The organism is Candidatus Thiosymbion oneisti, from assembly GCF_004359955.1.
Lineage (GTDB): Bacteria > Pseudomonadota > Gammaproteobacteria > Chromatiales > Chromatiaceae > Thiosymbion > Thiosymbion oneisti.
This window is the reverse complement of sequence record NZ_SMSC01000015.1, coordinates 13,014-29,126: the sequence shown is the minus strand read 5'-3', so window position 1 is coordinate 29,126 and position 16,113 is coordinate 13,014. Positions and strand designations below refer to the sequence as shown.

The 16,113-nt window shown below is 58.3% G+C and carries 14 protein-coding genes; 3 read left to right on the top strand and 11 right to left on the bottom strand.

Features of this window, described 5'->3' with window-relative positions:
* Positions 1 to 358 precede the first annotated feature (358 nt).
* Both E1958_RS10205 and E1958_RS10200 read left to right on the top strand, forming a co-directional pair.
* Positions 359 to 1,180: an SDR family NAD(P)-dependent oxidoreductase gene (locus tag E1958_RS10205; protein ID WP_133511794.1), complete on the top strand. Its 822-nt coding sequence runs from the start codon at positions 359 to 361 to the stop codon at positions 1,178 to 1,180.
* A gap of 353 nt (positions 1,181 to 1,533) precedes the next feature.
* Positions 1,534 to 3,012: a hypothetical protein gene (locus E1958_RS10200; RefSeq protein WP_165741809.1), complete on the top strand. Its 1,479-nt coding sequence runs from the start codon at positions 1,534 to 1,536 to the stop codon at positions 3,010 to 3,012.
* A gap of 142 nt (positions 3,013 to 3,154) precedes the next feature.
* Here E1958_RS10200 and E1958_RS10195 read toward each other — a convergent pair whose 3' ends face one another.
* The 7 genes from E1958_RS10195 to E1958_RS10160 all read right to left on the bottom strand — a co-directional run bounded on the left by E1958_RS10195 (position 3,155) and on the right by E1958_RS10160 (position 10,906).
* The gene (locus tag E1958_RS10195) at positions 3,155 to 3,556 is read right to left on the bottom strand and encodes a clan AA aspartic protease (protein WP_133511792.1); all 402 of its coding nucleotides are present in this window, start codon (positions 3,554 to 3,556) and stop codon (positions 3,155 to 3,157) included.
* 475 nt (positions 3,557 to 4,031) lie between these two features.
* Positions 4,032 to 4,679 (bottom strand): endonuclease III, encoded by a 648-nt coding sequence (gene nth, locus E1958_RS10185; protein ID WP_133511790.1) that lies wholly within the window; start codon positions 4,677 to 4,679, stop codon positions 4,032 to 4,034.
* Between the two features lie 278 nt (positions 4,680 to 4,957).
* Positions 4,958 to 6,097: an MFS transporter gene (locus E1958_RS10180; RefSeq protein ID WP_133511789.1), complete on the bottom strand. Its 1,140-nt coding sequence runs from the start codon at positions 6,095 to 6,097 to the stop codon at positions 4,958 to 4,960.
* A gap of 160 nt (positions 6,098 to 6,257) precedes the next feature.
* Positions 6,258 to 7,364: a chorismate synthase gene (aroC, locus tag E1958_RS10175; RefSeq protein ID WP_133511788.1), complete on the bottom strand. Its 1,107-nt coding sequence runs from the start codon at positions 7,362 to 7,364 to the stop codon at positions 6,258 to 6,260.
* Positions 7,365 to 7,392: 28 nt separating this feature from the next.
* Entirely contained in the window at positions 7,393 to 8,745 is a 1,353-nt protein-coding gene (locus E1958_RS10170; protein ID WP_133511864.1) for a TolC family outer membrane protein, read from the bottom strand.
* A gap of 197 nt (positions 8,746 to 8,942) precedes the next feature.
* Entirely contained in the window at positions 8,943 to 10,034 is a 1,092-nt protein-coding gene (locus E1958_RS10165; protein ID WP_133511787.1) for an MraY family glycosyltransferase, read from the bottom strand.
* 92 nt (positions 10,035 to 10,126) lie between these two features.
* Positions 10,127 to 10,906 carry a YdcF family protein gene (locus E1958_RS10160; protein WP_133511786.1) on the bottom strand — a complete coding sequence of 260 codons (780 nt, stop codon included), beginning with the start codon at positions 10,904 to 10,906 and terminating at the stop codon, positions 10,127 to 10,129.
* Positions 10,907 to 11,055: 149 nt separating this feature from the next.
* Here E1958_RS10160 and E1958_RS10155 point away from each other — a divergent pair, with 149 nt between their 5' ends.
* The gene (locus E1958_RS10155) at positions 11,056 to 12,144 is read left to right on the top strand and encodes a nucleotidyltransferase domain-containing protein (RefSeq protein ID WP_165741811.1); all 1,089 of its coding nucleotides are present in this window, start codon (positions 11,056 to 11,058) and stop codon (positions 12,142 to 12,144) included.
* Positions 12,145 to 12,332: 188 nt separating this feature from the next.
* On the opposite strand, the gene E1958_RS10150 is transcribed toward E1958_RS10155, so the two are convergent.
* The 4 genes from E1958_RS10150 to E1958_RS10135 form a co-directional block, all read right to left on the bottom strand.
* Positions 12,333 to 12,560, bottom strand: a complete 228-nt coding sequence (locus tag E1958_RS10150; protein ID WP_133511785.1) for a Nif11-like leader peptide family natural product precursor — start codon at positions 12,558 to 12,560, stop codon at positions 12,333 to 12,335.
* Positions 12,551 to 14,083, bottom strand: coding sequence for a class I adenylate-forming enzyme family protein (locus E1958_RS10145; protein WP_133511784.1), 1,533 nt, complete (start codon positions 14,081 to 14,083; stop codon positions 12,551 to 12,553). Before E1958_RS10145 ends, E1958_RS10150 begins: the two co-directional genes overlap by 10 nt.
* Before the next feature lie 345 nt (positions 14,084 to 14,428).
* A complete protein-coding gene (gene lipB / locus E1958_RS10140; protein ID WP_133511783.1) occupies positions 14,429 to 15,067 on the bottom strand; it encodes a lipoyl(octanoyl) transferase LipB in 639 nt (212 codons plus the stop codon).
* 681 nt (positions 15,068 to 15,748) lie between these two features.
* The gene (locus E1958_RS10135; RefSeq protein ID WP_133511782.1) at positions 15,749 to 16,093 is read right to left on the bottom strand and encodes a type II toxin-antitoxin system PemK/MazF family toxin; all 345 of its coding nucleotides are present in this window, start codon (positions 16,091 to 16,093) and stop codon (positions 15,749 to 15,751) included.
* Between the last annotated feature and the right edge of the window lie 20 nt (positions 16,094 to 16,113).

The following is a 16,113-nucleotide window of genomic DNA, read 5'->3' as shown; positions in this document are numbered from 1 at the left end:
TTCAGGAAGGCTACAGACTTGGCGTCACCCCTGCAAGTGCGGGCATGACTGCCGCCACCGGGATCCGACTGCCACGCCTTCCGTGCCGGAAGCTCCCGCATGGTGGTAAAAATCCGGGGACTTGGATGCTGCCGGCCCGCATCTCTCACCAGGGTGACCGGGAGACTCCGATTTTCAATTTGTTCAAAGGGACTTCCTGATCTATCTATTAGCCTAGTTAATTCTCGCATCGAAACATACTGTTGTTGCGACGCACAAATATTGCAGTAAGATAACAAAGGTCGAATATCGCCGTCGGAGCCTGAGCAGTTCCCCAGACGCAAGGTCGGAGAGGCGGCATCAGAAACCGGAGAGAACGATGATTATTGAAGGTAAAACAGCAGTCATTACGGGTGCCGCCAGCGGTATCGGCCTAGCCACCGCGGAGGAGCTGGCCAAGCGGGGGGCCAAAGCGGTTGCGATGGTCGATATGAGCGACAAGGTGGTCGACGTCACAGCAAAGATGAATAAGAAGCTCGGCAAGGAGGTGGGAAAATCCTTCCAAGGGGATGTTACGGACGAGACCTTCCGCAAGAAAGTCTACGATACCATGTGCGCCGAGCACGAGGTCGTAAACATCTGCGTACCTTCGGCCGGCATCTTCCGCGACCGGCTGTCGGTCACCATCGACAAAGCGACCGGCAAGGCCGACATCTATCCCACCGAGTTGTTCCATAAGGTGCTGGAAGTCAATCTGGTACACCCCGTGTATTGGGCGCTGGAGCTGGTCGCCCGCATGGCCGAGCACCGGAAGCAGGAAGGTAAGAAGAAGTGGCATCCGGACGAGACCGTCCAGGGCACCATCGTCTTCATCGGCTCCGTCGCCTCCCAGGGTAACAAGGGGCAGATATCTTACTCGTCGACCAAGGCCGGTCTGGAGGGTGCCGCCCAAACCTTGATGAAAGAGTCCATGTTTCACGGCGTTCGCACCGCCGTAATCCATCCCGGTTTCGTCGATACCCCGATTCTGCAAGGCATGCCCGAAGGCTATCTGGAGAAGTACGTCCTGCCCGATGTCCAACTGGGCCGTTTGATCCGGCCGGAAGAGATTGCCGACGCGATCTGCTTCCTCGTCTCCAACTCCGCGGTCAGCGGCGAGCTCTGGGCCGACGCCGGATGGCACCCGCCGGCAGGGACTTGATACGCCGTTCAGGTTGAGAGGACCAAAGAAAAATCCCCGCCACGGGATGGTGCGGGCTGGTGCTCGCCAAAAGGCGGTTTCCGATCGCCTCCGTTTCCAAGCGCTTACGCGCACGAACATGACAGGGCATCCCTACCCTACCCCATAGGGCCACCTTGAAGTTTTCAAGGTGGCCTTTTGATCAATCAACGCGATTTGAAGAACATATCCGCTTGCTTGCCCTTTCGTCTGACATCAAAGTGGCGCCGGTAGCTGCCCAACCCCTGCTGTCGTGCCTTGAATACGAACCAATCCCCTAGGCAGCCGGATATATTCTTTCCCGCCAATCGCCTCAATCTTCACGGTGAATGACCATGTACGGATCAATGCGAGATGTCTTGAAAGACCTACCCGACGTCGGCACCAGCTGGATGCGTTACATGATGGCGCTGACCCGTTCCTTCAACCGCGAGCAGACCGAGTTTCTCGACAGCTATCTGATCGCGGCCCAGATCGCGCTGCAGGCGGCCAAGGACAACCCCATGACCTTGCGTGATACCTTGGAGATCATGCAGCACAAATCGACCCTGGTGGGGAAAGGGATGTTAGCCACGCATGAGAAAATGGTGGACTTCGCGTTCGACCAATTGAAGGAGGCCAACGAGGCCTTCTTCAACACCATCCTCAATAACGAGGGAGAGAATCTGGCGGGCTATCTGAAGCGCGAAGCGGAAGTCATGGAGGCGGTCGCCAATTTCCCGGAGCAGATCGAGAAAGTCAAAGACGACTTCGGGTTCCACTTCAACACCTCGGCGTACCGGTTGATCCATGACACCGGTTCCTTCCTCATGTATCAGGTGCTACCGATCAAGGAAGGCGTGCAAGTGCGGGACGATCTGAAACCGGTGCTCCTGATACCGCCCTATATGCTCGGTGAGCATATCCTCTCGTTCCTTCCCTACGAAAACAAGAGCTATGCCCACAGCTTCGCCAACGAAGGCATCCCCACCTACGTGCGCGTGACCAAGGATATCGACCAGAACGATATCGTGCAGAACATGACGCCGGACGACGATTGTACCCAGACCCGGGAGCTGTGCGCCGTGCTCAAGGAGAAACACGGGAAAAAGGTCACCCTGAACGGTACCTGCCAGGGGGGCTACATCATCCTCATGAACACCCTTTCCGGTACCCTCACGGAGGTCAGCGATACGCTCATCACCAATGTGTCCCCCATCGACGGCACTTACAGCAACGCCATCAGCGGCATGCCCAACATGCCCCACGATTTCATCACCACCACCCTGCCCAATGGCCATAAAGTCGCCAACGGGTATATGCTGAGCTTAGGCATGCGGTTTGTCGCCATCGACCGCGAGACACCTTTGATCAAGGTGCTGGACCAGGCCTCGCTGCATAAGGCAACCGACCTCAATCCTGGCAAGACTGCGGCGGCTCTGTTCCGGTGGCTCCTCAAGGAACGCGTGCACCTGCCGCTGGAAATCGCCAAGATGAGCACCTGCACCTTCCATCAACCCATCTCCGAGGATGGCCTGTTACCGGTCAAGCTGTACGACAAGCCCCTAAAGGTGGGTGATCTGAAGGACCTGGACGTGAAGTGGTATCAGAACTATGCCATGAAAGACGACCTGGTGACCCCGAAGTGCGCGACGGCGGCCAATCGGTTCCTGGAAGGGACAGATGTCATCGAGTCCGTACCCTTTCCGGGCGGTCACGTGGCAATCCTCACCAGCCCCTACAACAAGCGGTCTCCGGTAAACGATTACTTCAAGGCAAAAGACGGCAAGGAATACCGTGGACCGGTCAAATTCCAGCTCGAAATCTCCAATTAAAACCAACTCCACCGGCAATAATAAGAAAGGCGCCCAAAAGGCGCCTTTCTTGTTTCCCCGACCCGAGGAAAGCGGGTACCGGGTACTGTGGGGAAACTCGATATCAGTTGAGGCAAGCGTGGCCCCATGCCTGACCGACAGGTCAGGTTGAATTTCTTGTTAGGTGCATAACTACCGCTGAAGGTATATTTGGACTATCGGGATTAACAGTAACTTCTTGAGACCTTGGATTTATAACCAGATCCATATCCTCCAAGGGTACGGATCCCAATAAAACCGAATTACCGAGCACCAAGGCACCGGTAAAACAATTTCTGTTTTCAAACCTGATTTGGAGTGGACCTACATAGGGAATAAGACATGATCTTCCATCTGCGGTTTTGACTGCTCTTTTTTCCAACTCATCCAATTTCAGTTGGACAGCAACATGTTCTGGTATACAGAGAGTAACTGCTCCCGTATCAACAAGGGCCTTGACTGTTACCGGCTTAAGAGAGGAATCTCTCGGATTTTTCAAATCAATGCTTGTATAAATAAGTCCCATTCCAATTACCCTCTAGTGCAGCGTAGTAGAAATCCTAATGCCATTTGTTAATTGGACTTGTACCAGAACGAACCGCACCGAAGAACCACGGATAAACACGGATAAACACAGATCATAATCCGTGTTTATCTGTGTCCATCCGTGGTTCTAATGCAAGAAATGGTCTCCGTATTTTTACTATGCTGCACTAGTCCATAGTTTCGATCGATTCTGCTAGTTTTGGCGCCGGAGCGTGAAAGCCAAGCGTGTGAGCCAGCAGATACTATGAACTTGCAATATCTGTCGAAACTAGGTACTAGGCTGCGGCGGAAACGGCGGGCGATCCAGTAGTCGATGCTGGTGTATCTACCGGCACCGATGAAAAAGAGGATCAGGACCATGACGAAATAGCAGGATAGCACCGATCACTTCGGTAATGTCTGACAAACATTTAAGTAATCGGCGCAATCCGATATGCCGTTTTCCGCCAATCGTCTTAACTTGTTATCGGCTCAGGGGTTTTATCCTGAAACTCGCACAGATCCCGGATGAGGCATGCCTGACACCGGGGACGGCGAGCGGTGCATAGGTAGCGGCCATGGAGGATCAACCAATGGTGGGCATCCTTCAGGAACGGATGGGGCACGCATCGCAGCAGCTTCTGCTCTACCTCCAGGGGGGTCTTGCCGGGGGCGATGCGGGTACGGTTACAGACGCGGAAGATATGGGTATCCACCGCTATTGTGGGTTGTCCAAAGGCAGTATTGAGCACCACATTGGCGGTTTTGCGTCCGACGCCGGGCAGCCTCTCCAGGGACTTACGGTCCGCAGGAACCCGGCCCTGATACTCTTCAACTAGGATGGCACAGGTCTTGATGATGTTTCCAGCCTTGCTGTTGAACAGCCCGATGGTTCGGATGTGGTGCTTGAGACCCTCCTCTCCCAGGGCGAGGATGGCCTCCGGGGTATTGGCCAGAGGGAAGAGCTCGGCGGTGACTCGGTTCACCATCTTGTCGGTAGCCTGGGCGGAGAGGATGACCGCCACCAGGAGCTCGAACGGAGTGGAGTACCCGAGCTCGGTGGTAGGCGCCGGGTTGGCGGCTTGCAGACGCTCGAAGACGGCATGTCTTGTTTCCTTGTTCATGGGATCGCTGAGGGCGGAAGTGGCGGGTAATTACACCGAGTTTGCATAACCGGCTTGAGTGGCATTAAGCAATCCTGAATTATTTGGCGTTGTCCGGAGGGATCTTTTCCCACAACCAACGCCAAATAACCCCGGACCGCGCCCGGACCGGCACGGCGTCGAACACGGCGTAACGCGACTAGGATCTAAGTTTAGTCGCTACCGGCATCGCTTGTCGTCGGGATGAAGGCCAATGCCATGCATCGAACCCCCCAACAACGCCAAATAATTCAGGATTGCTAATACCGCCGTTCCTTGTCCACCCAACCCCAGACCGCGAGCCAGCCCAGACCCGCGGCTGGGGCGGACAGGACAAAGGTGAATCCGGCACCGGCATTGCTCCAGAGCACCCCGCTCAACAGACTGCCGACGGCGACACCGGCGCCGAAGCTCAGACTACTGTAGAGGGCCTGTCCGCGACCCTGGATACGGCCGCTGAAGTAGTGATGCACGAGATGGATTGCGGCGGCATGAAAGGCGCCGAAGGTCGCCGCATGCAGGGTCTGGGCGAAGAGCTGAAGCACCGGGTTGGCGGCGAAGCCGCCGGTCAACAGCCAGCGCAATACGGCCAGGCCCAAGCTGACCAGCAGTATCCTACGGGCGCCGAAACGCGCCAGCAGGTGGTGCATGCGCCAAAACACCAGCACCTCCAGGACCACGCCCCAGGCCCACAGGGCACCGACCGTGGTGCTCGAGTAGCCTGCCTCCGTGAGGTAGAGGGAATAGAAGACGTAGAAGGCCCCATGGCTGACCTGCATGAAAAAACAGGCCGTGAGAAAGGCGGCGATCTCCGGCTGCCTCATGAGACCGGACAGGGAGCCGGATGACTGCTCTACCGGAGGTCGCCCAGGGTCGGGGATGGCCAGGCTGCTGAGCCAGATTCCCGCGTAGAACACGAGCACCAATTCCGGAACGACCTGGGTCCCGGTCCGCTCCACCGCGGCACCCAGGGTGGGCACGGCGATAATGAAGCCGATCGAGCCCCAAAGTCGAATGGTGGCATAGTGGCGGGCCCGGGGCCCAAGGTGATTGAAGGTGATCACTTCGATCTGCGGCAGGGATGCGTTCCAGAAGAAGCCGAACAGGGCCATCACCAGGGCGATGCCCCAAAACCCATCCACCGCGAAAATCCCGGAGAAGGTGAGCAAGGTCAACAGCGAGGCCAGGCGCACCATGGACAGACGTGCCCCTGTGCGATCCGCGATCCAGCCCCAGAGGTTGGGGGCGACGATCTTGGTGGCCATGAGGATTGCCATCAGCTCGCCGATGGCCAGGGGCGTAAAACCGCGGTCCTTGAGATACAGGCCCCAAAACGGAATCAGGGCCCCTAGGGCGGCGAAGTAAAAGAAGTAAAAGGACGAGAGACGCCAATAGGGCATGGGGAAACGGCCGGTCGGCAAAAAAGACGAGCCCGCAAGGCAAGTCGCCTTCCTCCGCGGACGGGGGGAACGATCGGTAACGATATCCTTTATCCGCAGATTACGCAGATTTTCACAGATTTCGTTTTAATCTGTGTAATCTGCGGATTGAAAGGGGATATCAGCGGCCGTCGGCCGTGGCCGGTATGCGCGGAGTCTGTGGAGTTACATGCGCATTCTGGCCCCGGTGACGCAGCAGGTGATCCATGATCACCATGGCCAGCATGGCCTCGGCGATAGGCGTGGCGCGGATCCCTACGCACGGGTCGTGCCGCCCGGTGGTGATGATTTCGGTGGCTGCCCCCGAGCGGTCGATGGTCCGCCCCGGCAGGCGCAGGCTGGAGGTCGGCTTCAGGGCAATCCGGGCGATGATGTCCTGACCGCTGGAGATCCCTCCCAGCACGCCGCCGGCGTTGTTGCTCAGGAACCCCTCCGGCGTGATTTCATCCCTGTGCTCTGTGCCCTTCTGGGTCACACATGCGAAGCCGGCACCGATCTCCACGCCCTTGACTGCGTTGATGCTCATCAGCGCGTGAGCGATGTCCGCGTCTAGCCGATCGAAGACCGGCTCGCCGAGTCCCGCCGGGACAGCCTCGGCCACGACCGTCACCTGGGCACCCACCGAATCTCCCTCCTTGCGCAGGGCATCCATATAGGCCTCGAGCGCCGGCACGGTGGAGGCATCCGGACAAAAGAAGGGATTTTTCTCCACCTGCTCCCAATCGAAGCCCGCAGGACGGATGGGACCGAGCTGGGATAGATAGCCGCGTACCCGAATCCCAAGCCGGTCATACAGGTATTTCTTAGCGATCCCCCCCGCTGCGACCCGGATTGCCGTCTCCCGGGCCGAGGAGCGGCCACCACCCCGATAGTCCCGCACCCCGTACTTCATCTCGTAGCTGTAGTCCGCGTGGCCGGGGCGGAACTTCGCGGCGATCTCGGTGTAGTCCCTGGAGCGCTGATCCTGGTTGTGGATGACCAATCCAATGGGAGTGCCCGTGGTCTGACCCGCGAAGACACCGGACAGGATCCGCACCCGGTCGGACTCGCACCGCTGGGTCGTATGGCGGGAGCGTCCGGGCCTACGGCGATCCAGATCTACCTGCAGGTCCGCCGCGGTGAGCGCCAGGCCGGGAGGACAGCCGTCCACGATACCGCCGATGGCGGGCCCGTGGCTCTCGCCGAATGTAGTCACCACGAAGAGCTTACCGAAGCTGTTTCCGGACATGTGCGTACAGGTCCCGTTCCCACCGGACTCAATAGGAGGGCGGTGGGACCCTGTCCTCCGGATTCAGCCAAGCATTGCTTTTCACCAGCACATCCCGGGACAGGGTACTGGTAGCCTGATGCAGCAGCACACCATTGACGATGTAGTCGTAGCGGGCACTCAGGTAGTCGAACTCCGCCTGGAACAGGAGCTGCTGCGCATTGAGCACGTCGACTTGGGTGCGGGTGCCGACCTCGAGACCGGCCTGGGTGGACTCCAACGCGCTGTGGGCGGAGACGACGGCGGCGTGGCGCGCCTGCACGTCGCTGATGCTGGAGATAATGCCGCGGAAGGCATCCTTTGCCGCGTTCAGGACCTGGCGTCGGGCCTGGTCGAGCCGGTCCTGCGCCGCGCGGAGATCGTAACCCGCCTGGCGTGTGCGGGAGGTCACGGAACCGCCCTGATACAGGGGTAAGCGCATGGTGAGGGCGACGAATCCGGTATCGCGGTCGGTACCGGATTCCGCCCCGGTCCTGGCCAGATCGTACCCCGCTTGCAGGCCGAATGTGGGGAAGTGGCCGGAACGCTCGATCTCGATCTGTTTCTTTGCGGACCGAGACGCCTCCAGGGCTGCGATCACACCATAGTTGTTCTTGACCGCGGCATCGGCCCAGGCGTCGATATCGTTGGGCTGGGGCAGCTTCAGCGGTAGCCGCGCGCCGAGCCGCGCCAGGGGGATGCTCACCGGTCCGATGATGCGCCGCAAGGTCTCCCACTGGTTATTCAGCCTGTGCTCCGCACCGATCAGGTCGGCCCGCGAGCGGTCGTAAGCGGCCTGGGATTCGTTGACATCGGTGATGGCGACCAGGCCCACCTCGAAACGCTGCCTGGATTGCTCGAGCTGGCGCTCGTTGGCACGCTGCAGGGCCGCCTGGACACCAACCGCATCGGCGGCGCGCAGCACATCGAAATAGGCTCTGGTGGTGCGGACCATCAGATCGATCCGGGCATTTCTGTATTCCGCTTCCGCCGCCGCAATGGTGTTGTCGGACTGCTCGAGGCGTATCCAATCCGCTCGATTGTAGACCGATTGAGTGACGGAAGCCGTCAAGCTCTGTGAATCGTAAGTATCGTTCCGACGGCGATTGGTGCCGAAGACACTGGGGCCGGAGGTCTCGTCCCGCTGGTACTGGGCCTTGGCGGTGAGGTCAAGGCTCGGCAGCAGGAGCGCCCGGGTCTGGGGCTTGACCTCGCGCCTGGAGTACAGGGTCTGCTCCGCTTCCTTGAGGGTCGGATCGCTGCGGACCGCCAGATCGTAGATCTGGATCAGGTCTTCGCCCCAGGCCGAAGCGGCGAAACCGAGCCCGATGGCGGCAGAGATGGCGTAGAAAACCGTGCGCATTTGCTTTGGACCCAGGTTGAGGCGTTCGCGAGTCCCCGGATTATAGGCGACCGGGCGACCGGCGCCCAAGCCATTCCTTCCCGAGCCAGGGCGGGCGCGTATAAATCTCCCTGAAAACACGACCTTGGCGGATCGGTTTTCCCGGTACCTGATCAGGTATCGATGCGGTTCAAACTATCCTTAGGTCATGAGTAGAGCTACGCAACGGCATCGTCACTCGGCGACAATGGTCTTCCCCAAAAGCGCCGCCGGTGCCAGATCCGCATGATCATCCAGAAATGCAGCGCCAACAGACCAAGAAAGCCGAAAAACATCCAGTGCTCCGAGACCCCGAGAAAGTGCCCGGCCAGCCCCACGCAGGCGGCAGCAAGCGCAAGCAACACCATCAGGCTGAGCGCTTGTCTCGGGCTGAAACCTGCCGCGAGTAAGATGTGGTGAAAGTGCTCCTGATCGGCCAGGAAGGGTGAGCGCCTAAGCAGCACCCGGCGCACCATCAGTGCAATCGTATCGATCAGCGGCAACGCGAACAACCACAGCGCCGTGACCGGCGCCAAGAGCCGTTGCTCCCCCTGTGAAAGCGCGACCAGGAACCACACCAGAACAAACCCGAGAAACAGGCTGCCTGCGTCGCCCATGAACACCAACGCCCGCCCGCGGAGGCGCAGATTGAACAGCAGAAAGGCAAGGATCGTCGCGCCGAGCAACCCCATTATGGCGATCTCCTGAACATCGCCGCCAAACCAGGCGATGACGCCAAGGGTGATGATGGCAATGAGCACAAGCGACGCCGCGAGGCCATCCAGGCCATCCACCATGTTCACTGCGTTGATCAGGCCAACCGTGGCAATAACCGTGAGCGGGACGGCAAGGGGCCCCAAGGACAGCAGGTTATCCGGCATCACCAGATAACCGAAATCCACGAGCACCACGCCTCCCCCCAGGGTCATCAGAAGACTCGCCGCGATCTGAGCAATAAAGCGGCGCGACGCGGACAGCTCATACAGATCGTCGATTGCACCCACGACTACGAGGAGCAGCGATCCGGCGAACAGCATCCGGTAGCTCGATAACGAGATGTCGAGCATGAGTGCGGAGAAGGCGAACGCGACGAACATCGCGATGCCGCCGATCAAGGGCGTGGTATGATAGTGAGTCTTGCGACCGCCGGGATGGTCGACCAGACCGACGTGATGGGCGACAGGCACCAAAACCCACAGAAGAACCGCGGTTAAGGCAAATGCGAGTAGACCACCTGCGAACAGCTCCCGGCTCATTCCATTTCCCAGCATGGTTCAGCTCCATTAAGAAAGGGCCACCTCAAGGCTCACCAATCGGCAGAAGTGGTGAATAGGCCCCTACCGACAGTCTAGCCTAACAGAGACTAATCGGCCCAACCCCGCCATTGGTAGAACCAGAATCCCAGGTATTCTCTCAAAGCAAATGAACCAATCTTCAAGGCCCTAGCATCCGGCAGAAAATCGAGTAGGGTCAATTCCCGCCCCTCTAACACCTCGTAGTCCGTGGCCGCCGGAATCGTCTGGATTCCCGCCGCGCGAAACATCGCCTGCGCGCGCCGCATGTGGTAGGCGGATGTCACCAACAGCACTTGATCCATACCCCTGTCGGCGAGCAGGCGCTGCGTCTCACGCGCATTCTCATAGGTATTTCGACTGTGCCTCTCTAACAGCACCTTGCCCCCGGGCACCCCGAGATCGATCAGAAACCGCAACATGGCGTCTGCTTCGCGACCCCGGTTTGTGTGCCACGGTAAACGACCTCCGACCAGTATCACAATAGGTGCTTTCCCCTTATGGAACAAGCGCGCCGCGTGCCAGATCCTGTCCGCTGAGGTCCTCAAATCGGGGAACAACCGCGGAGCGGCGGCGCCTTCGACGCCTCCACCCAGCACCAGGATCGCATCGGCGCTCGGCAATGCATCGATGGCGATCGGTCCGTACTGCCGCTCCAGAGACAGGCGTACCCAGTCGGAAAACACAGGCGTTGCCCACAGCCAGACCCACAGCAATCCGCACAGCGACAGCCCGGCACCGAGGCCCCGCCGCCGCAATACCGACGCCAGAATCCCGACCAGTATCAGCATACCGCCGCTGCCAAGCGGCATGGCCATTTGAGTCAATAGCTTGTGAAATAGATAATCCATCGTCCAGGACCCGATCCGCCGGCCGCTCACCGACCGCCGGTTTCAGAACCACCGATCCGCAAGACCTCGCCCATATCCTGAAGATGCTGACCCGGATATCCTATACTCACCGCGACTTCCGAACACCACACCATGGATTGCTGACTCCGATGTCCGATACCTATCACCCGAGCGTATTGCTGTTGGCGAGGGCACTTTCCGGCCGGCCCATACAGGTTCCCCGCCCCTCCCGAAAGGTCGCAACCCGGCTGCTGAAAACGGCCACAAGCCACGGCGTCACGGCAATGCTCGACTACCGCGTCCGGCAAGGAATCGTACATGGTCTGGCCGATGAGGACCAAAAGGCGCTGCGCGCGGCAAATCACAAGCAGGTCGTCTACGACCTGATGCTGATCGCCGCCACCCGGAAAACGATCGACCTGCTGGCCACGGCGGACATCCCCGTGCTGCTCCTGAAAGGTACGCCGATCGCGTTGCGATACTATCAGGCCCCCTATCTTAGAATCCGCTGCGATACCGATCTCTTCATTCAAGCAGCGGACACGGACCTGGCTGCCGAGGTCCTGGCATCAAACGGCTATCGGTTATCGGGCCTGGATCAAGGATCCTATGCCTCCAAACAATTCGTCGCCCTCTCCCCGTCTCGGCAGGATTTCGCCGTGTCGTTCGATATTCACTGGCGACTCAGCAACCGCGTTATCTTCAACAACATCCTGCAATTCGAGCAATGCTGGAGAACGCGTCAGCCGCTGCCCGAGCTCGGCGGCAGCGCCTATATGCTGTCTCCCCCCCAACTGCTGTTGCATGCCTGCATCCACCGCATCGCGCACGGCAGAAACACCATGCGCAACCGGCTGATTTGGCTCTACGACATCCACCTTATCACCAGCGGGTTCTCGGCAGAGGATTTCGACCGGTTTCAGCGCCTGGCGATTGAAAAGCAGGTCGGTACGCTCTGTCTGGACGCACTCGTCATATGCCAATACTACTTCCACACGACCTACCCGAAAGGCTATCTGACCGCAATGACCCGCAACTATCGCCAAGAGCCCAGCGCGCACCTCCTGCACGCCTCGAAACCAAGATGGGCGCTTGCGGACCTCCTGGCGTTGAATACGCTGCATGAAAGGCTTGCTTTCGCGGACGAGTTGCTGTTTCCGCCCCACCTGGCCGAAGCGACCGGCTGGTTACCAAGGATGAAGGCCTGGATAGCCCGCCTGCTGGCCAAGATCGGATAGCGGCGCCAGAAAAAACACGATGATCTTGCCTGTCTCCATCATGATCTCCCGTAAGGTGGCCTCGTGTCGGGTCCCGGATGATTACATAGGAAGTAAAATTGGGTCATTGTTGCGTGCCCGAGAGGTCATCGAGTTGTTGGTAGCCACGTCTGTACCGGAGAATGCGCCTTTGATTGCGCTATTTGAGATCAGGATCCGGAGGTGGGGGTTGAACGGCTACATGATATGTAACGCATCCCCCAATCATGTTTGTGCGCCACCCGCAGTTCTTCAACGGTAAAGGAAAGACCGATTTTATCGCCAAGTCTGACTAAGCTTTCCAGCTCAGGAACCCCCTCGGAGAAAACAAGTTGCTTGCTGAGTTCTTCATCAGCGCGCAGTTGGACGATGAATTGTAAAGCGTTTTTCACGGACATTGTTCGCTTTCCAGATATTGTCTCTTGATCTCACGTTTGAGTGTTTTTCCGGCTACATTCCTCGGGAAATTCGCCATGATATAGACCGCCTTGAGCTTGTGAAAGCGGGCATCCACGCGATCATTGACCCAGGATTTGAGCTCATCGCTCCGTGCGCCACTCGGTGGTTTCAATACAACGGCCGCGACGAGCGCTTCTCCCCAGGATTCATCCGGCACGCCGAATACCGCCACTTCCTGCACATCAGGATGCTCGATCACGACTTCCTCTATGTCCTTGGGATAGATGTTCACCCCGCCGCTGATGATCATATCTTTCTTTCGATCCACCAGAAAGAGATAGCCGTCCTCATCCACATAGCCCAGATCACCGGAATGCAACCAGCCATCCTTTATGGCATCCCGCGTGCGCATGGGGTCCTTGTAGTATCCCGCCATCAGGATCGGTCCCCTGCCCACGATCTCTCCCACCTCTGCCGGCGGTAAATCCCGGCCCTCGTCATCGACGATTCGCATGTCGAAGAACTGTGGTGGACAACCAACCGACCCCGGCTTCTTATGGAAATCCGTCTTGTCAAGTATGGTCACAAACCCTTCCGTCAATCCGTACAGCTCATAAAATGCACCGGGAATACGGCGGTTGATTTCCTCTTTGTACTTCTGATGCAAGGGGGCCCCAACGGACAGTATCATCTCCAATGACGCGATGTGCTCTCCGGTGAAATCGGCATGTTCAAGGGCCGCCGCGATCTGCGACGGGACCAACATGGTATGGGTTACACCTTCTTCCTTGATCGTGCGTACTAGATTTTCAACATCGAAGTTTTCATGCAGAATGAAGGTGCCGCCGAGAAACATCACCGGCATGGTGGTGAGAAAGGAGCCGTTGAATATAATGGAACCCGAGTGTAGGACCACACACTCGGGAGTCATACGGTAATAACTGCTGAACAGTGTCATATAGGCTGCCCGAACGCGATGGGTGTGCATGATGCCCTTGGGTTCACCCGTGGTGCCGCTACTATAGATGATATTGTAGAGATCATCAGAATGGATATCGGCCTCCGGGGGCTCCTCATCCGATGCTCGATGCTTATGGCGATAAAAGGAGTCATAGCAATGGTGCTCCTCCGCATCGGTGAGCCAGACGTCGTTATGACGGAGGCGTAAAGTATCGAATATCGGATCGAGGTAAGTAGCTACCGATTCAGTGGTAACCAGGAGGGCCGTATCCGCATTGTTGAGCTGATTGCGCAGGCCATTGCCTCTCAGGAGCGGACTTAGCGGCACGGAGACGGCGCCCAGCTTGGCAATGGCCCAATAAAGCTCCCACAGCTCCCTACAATTGGGAAGGAGCATGGCTATCTTGTCGCCCTTGCGGATACCCGATGTGCGGATGGCATTGGCGATCTGATTCACACTCTGGTTCAGCTCGCTGTATGTAAGCCGCTGATCGCCGCAGATCAATGCCGTACGATCGGGTCGGAAGCGGGCATGATGGGGGAGTATATTTCCGATATTCATGGCATTATTCTTCCAGTAGAAAGACGGCATACCTGGCGGATGCCCACATAGCCTGTTCAAGGAAATGAAAATATGCGTGCAAAAAGCGACTGTCGTTGGAGGGTGCGATCTGACGCCAGTGTGGGCCTTTACTGATGTTCGACAGCACAAAGATCAATGCCATTAAGTTAGCTGCTGGCCGCTTATCGTGGTCGGTCGGGATGCGGAAGAAAAAACTACGAAGCGCGCGAATCGGCGCGAATCCATTCGCGAGAATTCGCGTGATTCGTAGTTTTTCCCCCTTTTTGCCAACGAGTAATGCTTAACTTAATGGCATTGGCACAAAGGTCGCGTATTGGTCGTCCTTTAAACGGGAATAATGCACCGTGCCAACAAGCGCGCGATCTGCTCAGCCAATCCGGTGCCGACCGGTCCAATCTTGGCCGGTGCGTCCAGCTGGGCGATTGCAGTCACCGCCAGTCCTGGATAACCACAGGGATCGATCCGCGAGAAGGGCGCCAAATCCAGGTTAACGTTGAGGGCCAATCCGTGAAAGCTGCAACCACGGCGGACCCGCAACCCGACGGCTGCGATCTTGGCGCCCTCTACATAAACGCCGGGGGCATGGGAGCGGGTGGAGGACGCGATCCCGTAGCCCCTCAGTAGAGCGACGACGGATTGTTCCAGGAGCTGCACGAGGCGTTTCACGCCGATTCCGGCGCGGGGCAGGTCGAGCAAAATGTAGGCGACGAGCTGTCCCGGACCATGATAAGTAACCTGGCCGCCACGGTCGGTTGCGATGACGGGGATACCGCCCGGATCGATGACATGCTTCGGACGACCGGCCTTACCCAGGGTGTAGACAGGTGGATGCTCCAGCAGCCAGAGCTCGTCGGCGGTGTCTGCGCCACGCCGGTCGGTGAAGGACTGCATGGCTCGCCAGGTGGATTCGTAGTCGCGAAGACCCAGGCGACGTACGATCAGGACCTCACGAGGATCGGTCATGCCCGGTAACAGCAATGCCCTTGGAATGAAACAGCAAACGTGGGAGCAATCGGATCAGTAACCCAAGGGACTCGAATACTGCCACTTTGGCGGACGAAAATCCATCCGCTGCGCCGGCAGAGGTTATTCCAAGCGAGAAACGAAAAAAGCGCCGGTGTCGGCGCTTTCTCGTGAGTTCCCAGGGGCTCGAAAACTCGGTGCTGGCGGCCACTGAAGAATTGGCCCAACTCTTTCATCTTCCTGAATCCCAATGGAGGCTTCCCGAGTTTTGTAAGTGGATTGCTGAGGGATTGAGTGCATCCTCAGACTTTTATCCATCCGCGACCGGAGCCACGGAGCCAGTCTGCCGGGGCTTGCGGAGGGAGTCTGGCGGCCCCGAATCCTGGTACGGCGCAGCGCGGTGCTTGCTGCGTAGCTTGCAAGCGGCGTGACGGGCGGACCGGGTGTCTCCGGTCTCCGGATAGACAAAAGACCCTGCACCTTGCGATGCAGGGCCTTGGATCAGAGGCCCCAGTCAGTTTGTCATCACCGGCTGGGGTCTGCTACCCGGAGGTAGTCTTGCAAGCCCGATTTATCGGGAATGTACCTATTATGGTTCCTGGACCTTATGGGATCAAGATGGATTTACCAACCCGAGGGCAATCATCACGCCCCGGCGGATCGCCCTCAGGTCATCGGCAATCACCCGTTCCGCAACATAAATGCGCTTTCCGTGCGGCCTCTTCCGGCCATCACCCGGTCAAAACGCCCTAAAGAAACGGTGGCCAACATATCGCACTTCGCCCAGGTCTCCTTCTTACTCAGCTTGCCAGGTAACGAGCGCGGATCCATCCGATGGTGGAAAGGCTCTACCGGGTTCGGCGCGGTGGTGCTCAGCGGCACGATGGTGCAAAGCAGGTTCGAGCGCCGGGGCCGTGGTGAGATCACCACTACCGACCGCCGTTTGATCATCTCCGGGGCCTTGAAACCGGTATTGAAGTCACACATCAGCACCATGCCGGGATGGAGATGAAATGTCAGCGGCATCTTTAGCGGACCACTGCTTC